Source organism: Bradyrhizobium sp. AUGA SZCCT0222, assembly GCF_018130205.1.
In the GTDB taxonomy this organism is placed as follows: domain Bacteria; phylum Pseudomonadota; class Alphaproteobacteria; order Rhizobiales; family Xanthobacteraceae; genus Bradyrhizobium.
This window is the reverse complement of the sequence record NZ_JAFCLX010000010.1, coordinates 25,965-38,326: the sequence shown is the minus strand read 5'-3', so window position 1 is coordinate 38,326 and position 12,362 is coordinate 25,965. Positions and strand designations below refer to the sequence as shown.

Sequence of the window (12,362 nt, the reverse complement as noted above, 5' to 3'; positions counted from 1 at the left end):
GAGATAGTCGTGCAGGGCGCTCGCGGCCTTTGATGTCGCGGTCGGGGACTTGTACAGCAGGAGATCGACCTTCGGTAGCGGCGGCAGCCCTTCCTTGTCGCCGATCTCGCGCATGTTGCGCACCAAGGCGGAGCGGCCGAGGACGGTGACCGCCATGCCGGCGAAAGCGGCGGCCTGCAAACCGCCGACGCTCGGACTGACGCAGGCAATGCGCCATCGGAGTCTTGATGCTTCCAGCCGCTCGATCGCATGGTCGCGAAAGATATTGCCCGGCGGCAGCAGCGCCAGGGGGATCGGCTTTTCGTTATGCGCCGTGGATTGCTCCCCGGTCATCCAGACTAACTGCTCCTGCCGCACCACCTGTCCGCCAGTGAAATCGTTCATGCGGGTCACCAGCGCGATATCGACTTCGCCGCGCTTCACGCATCCGACGAGTGGTGTCGAAAGAGAGCAATTCAGCTCCAGCTGAACGCGCGGAAAGGCTTTGCGGAAAATCCTCAGGATCGAGGGGAGCATGAAGGCGGCATAGAGGTCCGGGGTGCCGAGCACCACGTGACCCTCGATGTCCGGAGAGGCGAGTTGCGACAACATTTCGTCGTGAAATCCGACGATCGATCGCGCGTAACTCAGGACCGTCTCGCCTTCCGCCGTCAAAAACAGCCGGCGGCCCTCGTGGATGAAAATCGCCTTTCCGGTGAGCTCCTCCAGCCGCTGTAGCTGAAGGGTAATCGCGGGTTGGGTACGACCAAGCCGCCGCGCCGTCTCGGTGATGCTGCCGGTTTCGACGACCGACATCAGCGAACGCAGCATGCGGATGTCCAGATTGATCAGGTTCATGGCGTTGCTCGCTGTGCAGGCAGGGCCGTTCTATGCAATTTTCGTGCTTGGGTGGGAAAATAAGGAGTCCTGGGCCGGTGCTGATAAAGAGCGGGGTGTGCCTACGACTGGCGCGGCGCAGGCGCGTCCTGTTCTCGAAAGATTCGCGCGCCAGCGATCACAGATTAAGCAGCAGGCCAAAAAAGATAGCAGTCGGTGCGATTTAAGCTGGACGTCGGCAGGAAACGACCGGATTAAGGCTTGTCAGCACGCGCCGAGTAGGGCGCCGCAGATTTCCCGTCGTCGCTGCCTGACGAACGAAAGCTATTTCTTTCTGGTCGCATCTGTCAAAGCCGTTTGCTGCGGCGCGCGGCTTAGTTCATTGCCCGCAGCGATGGCCTTGCGCAGGAGCCGCATGAGTGTCGCGGCCTCGGCATCGGACAGGCCAGCCAATATGATCCGCTGCGCGGCCTCGACTGCCGGCTCTATCCCTTCGAGGGTCCGATGTCCTTCATCGGTGACCTGCAACGCGTGGGCGCGCCGGTCGGTGCGGCTAGCCAGCCGAACCAGCAAGCCTTTCTGCACCAGCCGATCCACAACGCCGGTGATGGTCGTCCGGTCATAGGCGATCAACCCGGCAAGCGTCGCCTGATCGATTCCCGGTTGCGTCCCGATGGTGGTGAGCGCTGCGTATTGAACGGGGGTGAGGTCATAGCCGGCTTCCTCGACCGCGGCATGGAAGACCGCCACCGCAATCTGTTGGAACCGGCGCGCCAGGTGCCCCGGCTTGTCGTCGTTCTCGGTCAACAAAACCCTCCAGGTCGCTCGCTTGACAAGTATACTGATAATAAGCATACTGATTAAATTCGGCAACGGCTTTGTGGAGCCCCAGCAAGCTGACGGCCCGGAAGTCGCGTCAGGCGCGGGGAGGGTTTCGTGCAATTTCATCTGAACGGATTCGAACCCGGCGACCCCGAGATTCAAGACCCTGCACAACGGGTTGTTGCGTCAGGATCTGCCGGCGCCATTCCGGCGGAGGTCGACATCCTCATCGTCGGCTGCGGTCCGGCCGGTCTGACGCTGGCGGCTCAGCTGTCCGCCTTTCCCGATATCAAGACCTGCATCGTTGAACAGAAGCCGGGCCCTTTGCTCCGCGGCCAGGCTGATGGCGTTGCCTGCCGCACGATGGAGATGTTCGAAGCCTACGGCTTCAGCGAGCGTGTGCTGAAGGAAGCCTGCTGGATCAACGAGACGACCTTCTGGAAGCCCGACCCTGCGCAGCCCGACAACATCGTCCGCAGCGGACGGGTGCAGGACACCGAAGACGGGCTGTCGGAGTTTCCGCATGTCGTCCTGAACCAGGCGCGGGTGCATGATTTCTACCTCGACGTCATGCGCAAATCGCCGTCGCGGCTCGAGCCGTACTATGCGCGGCGCCTGCTCGATCTTCAGATCGACCCAGCGGCCATCTCCGGCAACGATGCCGGTTCCCATCAGGTGAGCGCGAGATTCGAACGGCTCGATTCCGCGCACGAAGGACAGATCGAGACCATCAAGGCGCGCTATGTGGTGGGCTGCGACGGGGCGCGCAGCACGGTGCGCGCGAGCATCGGGCGCACGCTGCGCGGCGACTCCGCCAACCATGCCTGGGGCGTCATGGACGTGCTGGCCGTCACCGACTTTCCGGATGTCCGCTTCAAGTCATTGATACAGTCCGCCAACCACGGCAGCATCATCATCATTCCGCGGGAAGGCGGCTATCTTTTCAGGCTGTATATCGAACTCGACAAGCTCGATGCCGGCGAGAGGATTTCCAATCGTAACATCACGGCCGACGACCTGATCGCGGCGGCGCGGCGCATTTTCAAGCCCTATTCGCTCGACGTGAAAGAGGTTCCGTGGTGGTCGGTCTATGAGATCGGCCAGCGCCTGTGCGACAAGTTCGATGACGTGCCGGAAGCGGACGTCGCGAAACGTCTGCCGCGTGTGTTCATCGCCGGCGACGCCTGCCACACCCATAGCCCGAAAGCGGGCCAGGGCATGAACGTTTCCATGCAGGACGGCTTCAATCTCGGATGGAAGCTGGCCTCGGTCTTGCGGCAGCGCTGCGCGCCCAGCCTCCTGCACAGCTATTCGGCCGAACGCCAGGCGATCGCCAGCGAACTGATCGACTTCGACCGCGAATGGGCCGCCTTGCTCGCGTCGAGCAAGGGGTTCGATCCGGCCGAGACCCAGAGATACTTTGTGAGGCATGGTCGCTACACCGCCGGAACCGCGGCCCGCTACCGGCCCTCGATCCTGACCGGTGAGCCAACCCATCAGCATCTGGCCCAGGGGCTGACGATCGGCATGCGCTTTCATTCGGCGCCGGTCATCCGTGTGGCCGACGCCAAACCGGTTCACCTCGGCCACACGGTCAGGGCGGACGGCCGCTGGCGCATTTTTGCCTTTGCCGGCGCGGAGGATCCCGCGGCGTCCAACTCCGGCATCCGGGCCCTGTGCGACTTCCTCGGCGAAGCGGAGGCCTCTCCTGTGCGGAAATACACCCCTGATAACGAGGACATCGACTCGGTGATCGATGTTCGCGCGGTTTTCCAGCAGGATCATCACGCGCTCACCATCGAAGCGATGCCGTCCTTCCTGCTTCCGGGGAAGGGGCGTTATGGACTTCGTGATTACGAAAAAATGTTTTGCGCCGACCTGACAGGCGGCAACGACATCTTCACGATGCGTGGCATCGATCGCGAACAGGGATGCATGGTTGTCGTACGGCCAGACCAGTACGTGGCGCACGTTCTGCCGCTCGATGGCTATGGGCCGCTCGCGACATTCTTCGATGGCTTCATGACCCAGCCGGACTGAACGCAGCCAACGCCCACTAAATTGGTGCTTGCACACCTGCCAAGGGGGACGCGTGGCAGCAAGCTGCGATCGCAGTCTTCGTTCAATTCTATCCGGTAGTACCGTGGGGGCGCACCAGATTGTCCGCCCAGTCTTCGGCAATGTGGGGCAGCGAGAGGTCTGGCTTCCGGTCGAGGAGCAGTTCGAGCACGCGCGGCGGCGTGAGTGGCAGCTCCTGGACGCGTTTGCCCGTTGCGTTAGCGACCGCGCATGCGATCGCCGCGCCGACGTTGAGGATGGGCACTTCGCCGGCGCCCTTGGTACCGAGTGGTCCGATTGACGGCGCACCCTCATAAAGACTGGTCTCGACCGGCACGACATCGAGCGCCAGCGGCACGCGATAGGTTTCGAAACCGCTCTGGTTGACGCGGCCGTTGGTGCCGATCGTCACCTCTTCGTGCAAGGCATAGCCCAGTCCCTGCACGACGCCGCCCTGGATCTGGCCCTGGATCGCGCGCGGGTTCAGTGCGCGGCCGACATCCTGGACGACGCGATAGCTGAGCACTTCGACATGCCCGGTCTCTCCGTCGACGGCGACCTCGCAATCATGGACAGCGAATACGGGGATGTCGATCGCGTCGATGAAGTGGCCGGCGACGCATCCCGGCATCGCCGGCACGCCGGCTCCGGTGAAGGCGCCGGTGCCGGAGACCGGTCCGATCTGGGCCTGGGCGCGGGTCGCGACCTCGGCGACCGTGCGGCCCGAACCGGGCGCGCCCGCGATCTCGATTCGTCCCTGGCGCATCACGAGGTCTTCCGGTGCCGCCTCGATCATGTCAGAGGCGACCTTGAGCAGCTTTGTGCGTACTTCCTGCGCGGCCGACAGACTGGCTGCGCCGAGCGCGACCGTGGTGCGGCCGCCGCCGACGCCGACATCGTAGCCGGCCGCATCGGTGTCGGCGGCGCGGACGATCACATTTCCAGGGTCAATGCCGAGCGTACTAGCGACGATCTGCGGAAGGCTCTGCATCATCGAGCCGGAGCCGATCTCGACGCCTGACGTCACGAGCGTGGCCGTGCCATCGGCATTCATGTTCACGGTTGCCGCCGAAGGACCGACAAAGACGAACCAGGTTCCGACCGTGGTGGCGCGGCCAAACAGCCGACCGTCGGCAAGCTTGCGGGGCGGGGCGGCCGCGTCGCGTAGCGTGTCCATCCGCGCGAGCATCGGGCCGAGCACGTCGCCCTCGAACACCTGGCCGGTGGCGCCGAGATCGCCATCGCCGAGCACGTTGCGGCGGCGGAAGGCGAGGGGGTCCATGCCGATCCGGGCGGCAATCTCGTCGGTGTGCCGCTCCAGCGCGAAGGTGTTGTAGACGCCGTTGCAGCAGCGGAACGCTCCGTTCGGAGCGGTGTTGGTGTAGACCGCACGCGAGACCAGCCTCACCGCGCCGAGCCGGTAGTTGCCGCCGAGCGTGTGCGCGGTCATGGTGGTCAGGAAGATCTGTTCTCCGCCATACGCCCCGCAGTCCATCAGGACGACGGCTTCGCGCCCGATGATCTCGCCTTCGCGTGTCACCGCCGAGCGAATGCGGATCTCGGCATTCTCGCGGAACAGGCAGGTCAGCATCTCCTCCTCCCGCGAGTTGACCAGCCGGACCGGCCGTCCGCTGGCGCGGGCAAGCAGGGCGGCGAAGGGTTCGACCGCAAGATCGAATTTGAGGCCGAAGCCGCCGCCGACCGGTGGCACCGTGACGCGCACCTGCGATGCGGCGACACCGAGGAGCCGTGCGGTTGCGTTGCGGATGCCCCAGGGAACCTGGGTCGAGGTCTCGATATGGAAGCGTCCGTCTTCGTAGCTTGCGAGCACCGCGCGCGGCTCGAAGGCGACATGGTTTTGGCGGCCGACGCGGAAGGTGCTCTCGATGATCTCAACGTCAGTCCGTGCGAAGGCGCCATCGACATCGCCGCGGACCACGGTCGCCTCCCACGCGACGTTACCTTCGCGTGCCCCGCCTTCGAACAGGACTTCGTACGCGCTCCAGTCGGGATGAACGAGGGGCGCTTCAGGCGCAAGCGCCTCGGCCATGGTGAGCACGGCCGTCACGGGCGCGATCTCAACTTCGATCGCGGCGAGGGCAGCCTGGGCTTGCGCAAGCGTGTCGGCGGCAACCGCTGCCAAGGGCTCGCCATCGTAGCGGATCACGTCGCGGGCAAACAGCGGGTGATCGGCGATGCCGATTCCGATCGTGCCGGGTGCGTCGGCGGCTGTCACCACCGCGCGCACGCCGGGCATGCGCGCGGCTTTGGCGGTGTCAAGTCGGACGATGCGTCCCGAGGGGACGCCGGCGCGTAGCACCGCGGCGTGCAACATGCCCGGTAGATAGCGATCGACCGTGTAGCGCGTGTGGCCGCGCAGTTTGTCGCCGGCATCGCGGCGTCGGAAATCCATGGTTGCGGAAACGTCGGCCATCGCTGGGCCTCCCATCATGTCGCGGTGAGCGCCCGCACGGCCGCTTCGACGATGCTCTCATATCCGGTGCACCGGCAGATGTTGCCGGTCAGCGCGGAGCGGACGTCGTCGCGCGTTGCGCCGGGTGTTGCCTTCATCAGGTGCGTCAGGGTCACCACCATGCCGGGAAAACACATGCCGCATTGCACGGCGTCGCAAGCCTCGAGCGCCTGCTGGATCGGGTTCAATGTGCCATTTGCGGCTAGGCCTTCGACGGTGCGGACCTCGCAACCCTGCGCGAGCGCCGCGGGCATCAGACACGACAAAGTGGGCCTGTCGTCGACCAGCACCATGCAGGCGCCGCAAAAGCCCTCGCGGCAGACCGGCTTGACGCCGGTCAGGTGAAACTCCTCGCGCAGGACGTCGACCAGCGGCGTGACGGGATCGGCGGTGAAGCCGCGACGATCGCCGTTGACGTTCAGGCTCAGGGCCATGTTCACCTCCATCATCATCGGCGCTCAGCTGCCAAGCGCGGCGACGGCAGCGCGACGCACAAGGCTTGGCAACACGCTCACGCGGTACCAGGCCGGCACCTCGACGCTGTCGCGGCCGGTGAATTCATCGGCCAGTTCGGCCGCGACCTTGGTAGCCTGTACCGAATCCAGCACGTGGCCGAGCAGCGCCGCTTCGAGACGGACCCAGCGGCGCGCGACCGGTTCGACCGAACCGACGGCGATCCGAAGGGCCTGCACACGGTTTGCCGGATCGATCGCCACCGCGAGGCTGACGATGGCGACCGGGTAGTCGCCCGACTGGCGCAGTGGCAGGCGCGCATGCGCGGTCTTGCGCGCGTTCCGCGGCACGACGATCCGCGTGAGCAGCCGGCCGGGTGCGAGTGTCGATCGCATCCTGAGGAACTGTTCCAGATTGATCCGCTCACGATCGTTTCGGCTGGCAATTTCGACCTCGGCGTTGAGGCATAGCAGCGCCGGCACACAATCGGCCGCGGCGAACGCCGTTGCCGAGAGGTTGCCCCCGATCGTCGCCATCGCGCGGATCGCCGGATTGGCGGCGCGGCCGGCCGCCGCTGTGAGCACGCCGAACCCGGGGAGACCGGCCAAAGCCGCCGCCAACGCCGCGTGCGTGACCGCAGCGCCAATCTCGATCGTCTCAGTGCCGATCCGGATCGCGCTCAGTTCGGGGATTTTCCCGATCGCGACATAGTGCGCCTTGAGCTGCTCGTGCCGGATCGGAGACCGCATGATCCAGGTGCCACCGGCAAAGGGAGCGCCAGCGGTGCCGTAGTCGCTCAGCGCATCGAGTGCTGCCGGCAGCGAGGGCGCGACGTAGAACGATCCCGCCGGACCGCTTTGCAGGAGGGGATCAGTCGTCATTGGCGCCGCTCCAGTCGCAGGCGATCGAGCAGTACGCCGATGATGACGATCGCGCCCAGCACGACCATCTGGACGTAGCCGTCGATGCGGGTGAGATTCATGCCGTTGGAGAGGATTGTGACGAACAAGGCGCCGAGCACCGCGGTGCCGACCCCGCCGCGTCCGCCGGCGAGGCTCGTTCCGCCGACCACGGCGCCTGCAATCGCCTGCAGCGACAGCGAGCCGCCGAGATTAGGTTCGCCCGAGCCGGTGCGCGCCGTCATCATGATGGCACCGAGGGCGGCGAGGGCCGAGCACAGCACATAGGTGAGAACCAGGATGCGCTTCACCGGCAAACCCGCCACCGCTGCGGCGCGCGGGTTTGTGCCGATGATGTAGAGCGAGCGGCCGAAGACGGTACGTGCCAGCATCAGTTGCAGCACGATGCCGATCGCGACGGTGATTGCGATGGCGGCGGGGACACCGAATATGTTGCCGCCGTAAAAGATCTGCGAGAAGGTGCTAGGTACGCCCTGCACGGGCCGTCCGGCCGACAGCGTCGTCGCGACGCCGATCGCGATATTGTAGCTGCCGAGGGTTGCGACAAAGGGGTTCACGCCGAGCAGCGCGATCACCACGCCATTGAACAGGCCGCACGCGATGCCAAGGCCGAAGCCGGCGCCAAGTCCGGCGAGCAGGACGGTGGTCGTGTCGTGGCCCGATGCGGTGGCGCCGGCCATCGCCAGCGCGGTGCCGACGCTGACCATCGATACTGTCGGACCAAGGGCAAGATCGAAGCCGCGTGTCAGGATGACCACGGTCTGCGCCATCGCGAAGAGTGCGAGATAGCTGGTCTGCTGGGCGATGTTGAGCAGGTTGGCCGGGGAGAGCACGCGGCCGTCGACGGCGGCAAAGCCGAGCAGCAGCACGACCAGCGCGATCGGCAGCATCGCGCGCCAGAGCCATTCGGCCGGAAGCCATCGCGTGTGACCGGTGTCCTTGGCGGCTACCGACAATTCGAGGTCAGACACGGGACTTCCTCCGTCGGCTGAGTTCGTCCAGCGCCACGGCCGCCACCATGATGACGCCGAGGAAAACCGGCTGCAGGCGGGAGTCGATGTGCAGGAGGTTGAGTGCGTTGCCGAGGATGGTCAGAAACAGCGCGCTGATGGCGACGATCTCGACCCGGCCGACGCCGCCGCGCAGGCTGACCCCACCGATCACGGCGGCGGCGATCGACTGCAGCATCATGCGGTCGCCGCCAAAGCTGGCCTGGCCGGAGCCTACCTGCGCGGTCAGCAATATGCCGGCGAGGGCGGCGAGCACGCTGGAGAGGACATAGGTTCCGACGATGTGGCGCTGGATCGACACACCGGACACCACGGCCGCATCGACGTTGCCGCCGATCGCATAGACGTAGCGGCCGAACAAGGTTCGCCGCTGCGCGAACATCGTCACGAGGATGACGGCGAGTGCGAGGTAGACAGCGGTCGGCAAGCCGAACACCTGGGCACGCCCAAAACCTTTTACGAAAGCCTCGGGCATGCCGTAGACCGGGATGCCGCTGGTGATCATGAGGCCGACGCCGGCGGTCGCCGACATCGTGCCGAGCGTCACCACGAAGCCCGAGACCTTGAGCTTCGCCACGCAGAAGCCGTTGACGAGCCCGACCAGCAGTCCGCAGCCGAGCCCGGCCGCGACGCCGCTAGCGATGATGAGGGCGTTGTTGCCGGGAAACGCGACCGCGGCGGCCGCCATGGTCTTTGCGGTCACCACGCTGGCGAGCGCGACGACGGCGCCGACCGAGAGGTCAAAACCACCCGCGATGATCACCATCGCCTGGCCGCAAGCGACGATCGCGAGAAACGACGCGTTGCGCAGGATGTTGAGGATGTTGATGATGCCGTAGAACTGGGGATCGATCGCCGACATGCCGGCGACAAGCGCGACCAGCAGCGCCGGCAGCAATCCGATCCGTCCGGCGATCGATCGGCCGGAGCCGATGGAAGTCCGAAGTTGGGTGGCGGTGAGGGCCGTGCTCATGCCACCTCCGCCGCAAGATGATCCCTGAAGAAGCTCGCAAGCACGTTTTGCTCGGTCTTCTCGGCGCCCTTCAGCTCGGCAGCGACCCGGCCATGGTGCATGACGTAGAGCCGGTTCGACAGCGCCAGCACCTCCGGCAATTCGGACGACACCACGATGACGGCGGCGCCGGCCTCGACAAGACGCTTCATGAATTCGTAGACCTCGAGCTTGGCGCCGACGTCGATGCCGACGCTCGGCTCGTCGAACAGAAAGACGGTCAGCTCGCGCGTCAGCGCGCGCCCGAGCATGACCTTCTGGCGGTTGCCGCCGGACAGCGCGCCGGCGGTCCGTTCGATGTTGGGCGGCCTGAGCTGCAACTGCTCCATGATGCCGGTGATCGCGATGCGCTCCGCAGCCTGTCGCAGCACGCCAAAGCGGGCGAACGCGGGCAGGTCGAGCCCGGTCATCGAGACGTTCTCGCGGATCGGACGCGACAGCGCGAGCCCTTCGGCGATCCGGTTTGCGGGGAAATAGGCGATGCCACGCTTCAGGCTGCGCCGCGGCGTGGGAAATTCGTAGCGCAAGCCATCGATCCGGACTACGCCCGAAGCCATCGGCTCCAGCCCGTAGATGGCGCGGATCAGCTCCGATTTGCCGCAGCCGACGAGGCCTGCAATGCCGGTGATCTCGCCCGCCTGGGCGTAGAAGTTCACGTCGCGAACGCTGCCGTCGGTCAAGGTGAGGTTTTCGACGTCGACCATGACCTTGTCCGGCTTGTGCGCGATCGTCGGAAACAGCAGATCGATCTTGCGGCCGGTCATCAGTTCGACCAGTTCGCCGTCGGTCGACGTGGCGGCATCGAGGGTGCGGATATGGCGGCCGTCGCGCAACACGGTCACGCGGTCGGCAAGCGCGCGGATCTCGCGCATGCGGTGCGAGACATAGATCAGCCCGACATTCTGGCTCTTCAGCCGGGCAATCAGCTCGAACAGCCGCCCGGTCTCGCGCTCCGTCAGCGAGGCGGTCGGCTCGTCGAGGATGAGCAGACGCACCCGGCCGAGCAGCGCCTTGGCGATCTCCGTCATCTGCTGGTGCGCGCGCGAGAGATCGTCGACGCGCTGCGATGGATCAAGGTCGAAGCCGAGTTCGTCGATCAGCGCCCGGGCCCGCTTGCGCATCTCGCGCGCCCGCAACACGCCGCTGCTCGAGACTTCGCGGCCGAGGAACAGGTTCTCTTCCACCGTGAGGCTTGGAACCAGCGAGAATTCCTGGAACACCGGGCTGATGCCGATCGCGCGCGCCCGCTGCGGCGTGAGGTGGCGGATTTCCTCGCCGCCGAAATGGAATGTGCCTTCGTCGGGCGGAAACGTCCCTGATACCACATTGATCAGGGTCGATTTGCCGGCGCCGTTCTCGCCGAACAGCACATGCAGTTCGCCGGCACGGACATCGAGATCGACCCGGTCGAGCGCGCGGACGCCGGAGAATCGTTTTGAGATCCCCCGCAATGCGAGCAGGGGCCCGGTCTGCTTCAAGTCGATGTCGACACTTATCCCCGTCTCCGCAGGCGGCCGGTAAGCAGGCGGGAGCGCTTGTCTCCCGCCGGTGTGTTGCCGGGGCTTACTTAGGTCTTACCTTAGGTCTTACTTGAGGCTTTACTTGGCCTTGACCGAGTAGACCGGCTTCCAGCTTCCGGGCGCCAGCACGAGGCCCATCTGCAGCTTCGGTACGGTGGTCTTGTCGACGGCCGAGGCCAGCGGTTGAGCCAGACTCATCACGGGTTTCTTCTCGATCAGGCGCACGGCCTGATCGACCGAGACGGCGCCTTCGCCGACCGGGTACTGGGTCGCAAAGGCGAGGACGTCGCCGCGGTTCAGTGCATCGAGCATGGCCTGGTTCTCGTAGGAGGACATGATCTTCATGTCGCTGCGGCCGGCTTCCGCGACCGCGCCGATCGCCGCTTCAGCGGTGGGTGCGGTGCCCCAGATCACGTTCATGCCCGGGTAGGCCTGCAGCGCGTCCTGAATCAACTGGAGTTGGACCGCAACGCCGGAGTCGCCGAACTTCTCGGCAAGGACCTTGGCGTTCGGATTCTTCGCCACCGCCTTCTTGAAACCTTCATTGAAGGATTCCGCCCAGCCCGAGCCGGCGGGACCCGGGAATGTCACGATGTTGAGCTTGGCGTCGGGCTTGGCCTGCGCCAGCAGGCCTTCGCCGGTCACCCCGCCCATGGCGACGAAGTCGACATAGATCGCGGCGGGCAGGGCGTTGGGCGGCAGCGGGTTGGCGACACCGACGACCGGCACGCCCTTGGCCTTGGCTTCCTCGAATTTCTTGCTGAGACCCGCACCGGAGATCGCGCCGACAATGATCGCGTCGGCGCCGCTCGCCATGCAATCGTCGAATTGCGAGAGCTGCTTCGGCAGGTTCTCGTAGCCGCCGGCCTCGTAGAGGGTCATGTTGACGTTCATTGTCTCGGCCTGCTTGACGATGCCGTAGGCGACCGCCACCCAAAAGCTGTCCTTCATATGCGGAAACAGCACGCAGAGCTTGTAGGGCTTCTCGGCCTTCGGCAGCGGTGTGTACTCCGCCGGCTTCGGTGTGCCGGACGAGGCGTCGTAGACCTTCATCGGAAACCAGGGCGTCTCGGCCGCGGCGGGCGAGATCGCCGCAAGTGCGAGGCCCGCGGCGATGCAGAGCGTGGAGCGGACCGGCCGAAGCCGGTTGACGGGAAGGTACGTCGTACTGGTCATAGCTCTATCCTCATGGTTCGAATGAAAGGGCGAGGGCCGATAAGTTCGGATCCTCATTTGCATGCGCGCGCCGCGCCGCCCGTGGGCGACGCGGTTGCCGGC

At 65.4% G+C, this 12,362-nt stretch carries 9 protein-coding genes and 1 pseudogene; 1 reads left to right on the top strand and 9 read right to left on the bottom strand.

The features are described from left to right. Positions 1-6 precede the first annotated feature (6 nt). Positions 7-810 (bottom strand): annotated as a pseudogene (locus JQ629_RS11100) (LysR substrate-binding domain-containing protein); the annotation flags it as partial. A 330-nt stretch (positions 811-1,140) separates the two neighbouring features. Beyond that, complete coding sequence (locus JQ629_RS11095; protein WP_212412694.1) at positions 1,141-1,623, bottom strand: MarR family winged helix-turn-helix transcriptional regulator; 483 nt, start codon at positions 1,621-1,623, stop codon at positions 1,141-1,143. Between the two features lie 129 nt (positions 1,624-1,752). On the opposite strand from JQ629_RS11095, the gene JQ629_RS11090 reads away from it, so the two are divergent. Continuing rightward, positions 1,753-3,678, top strand: a complete 1,926-nt coding sequence (locus JQ629_RS11090) for an FAD-binding monooxygenase (RefSeq protein ID WP_212412693.1) — start codon at positions 1,753-1,755, stop codon at positions 3,676-3,678. Positions 3,679-3,766: 88 nt separating this feature from the next. On the opposite strand, the gene JQ629_RS11085 is transcribed toward JQ629_RS11090, so the two are convergent. The 7 genes from JQ629_RS11085 to torT form a co-directional block, all read right to left on the bottom strand. Next, on the bottom strand, positions 3,767-6,130 hold the full coding sequence (locus JQ629_RS11085) for a xanthine dehydrogenase family protein molybdopterin-binding subunit (protein ID WP_212412692.1): 2,364 nt from the start codon (positions 6,128-6,130) through the stop codon (positions 3,767-3,769). A gap of 14 nt (positions 6,131-6,144) precedes the next feature. Next, positions 6,145-6,603, bottom strand: a complete 459-nt coding sequence (locus tag JQ629_RS11080) for a (2Fe-2S)-binding protein (protein WP_212412691.1) — start codon at positions 6,601-6,603, stop codon at positions 6,145-6,147. Positions 6,604-6,627: 24 nt separating this feature from the next. Next, positions 6,628-7,503 (bottom strand): FAD binding domain-containing protein, encoded by an 876-nt coding sequence (locus JQ629_RS11075; RefSeq protein WP_212412690.1) that lies wholly within the window; start codon positions 7,501-7,503, stop codon positions 6,628-6,630. After that, positions 7,500-8,513: an ABC transporter permease gene (locus tag JQ629_RS11070; protein ID WP_212412689.1), complete on the bottom strand. Its 1,014-nt coding sequence runs from the start codon at positions 8,511-8,513 to the stop codon at positions 7,500-7,502. Before JQ629_RS11070 ends, JQ629_RS11075 begins: the two co-directional genes overlap by 4 nt. Then, complete coding sequence (locus JQ629_RS11065) at positions 8,506-9,525, bottom strand: ABC transporter permease (protein ID WP_212412688.1); 1,020 nt, start codon at positions 9,523-9,525, stop codon at positions 8,506-8,508. Before JQ629_RS11065 ends, JQ629_RS11070 begins: the two co-directional genes overlap by 8 nt. Then, entirely contained in the window at positions 9,522-11,042 is a 1,521-nt protein-coding gene (locus tag JQ629_RS11060) for a sugar ABC transporter ATP-binding protein (RefSeq protein WP_249134971.1), read from the bottom strand. The genes JQ629_RS11065 and JQ629_RS11060 overlap by 4 nt, the downstream gene beginning before the upstream one ends. A gap of 120 nt (positions 11,043-11,162) precedes the next feature. Next, positions 11,163-12,260, bottom strand: a complete 1,098-nt coding sequence (torT, locus tag JQ629_RS11055; RefSeq protein ID WP_212412687.1) for a TMAO reductase system periplasmic protein TorT — start codon at positions 12,258-12,260, stop codon at positions 11,163-11,165. Positions 12,261-12,362: the final 102 nt, after the last annotated feature.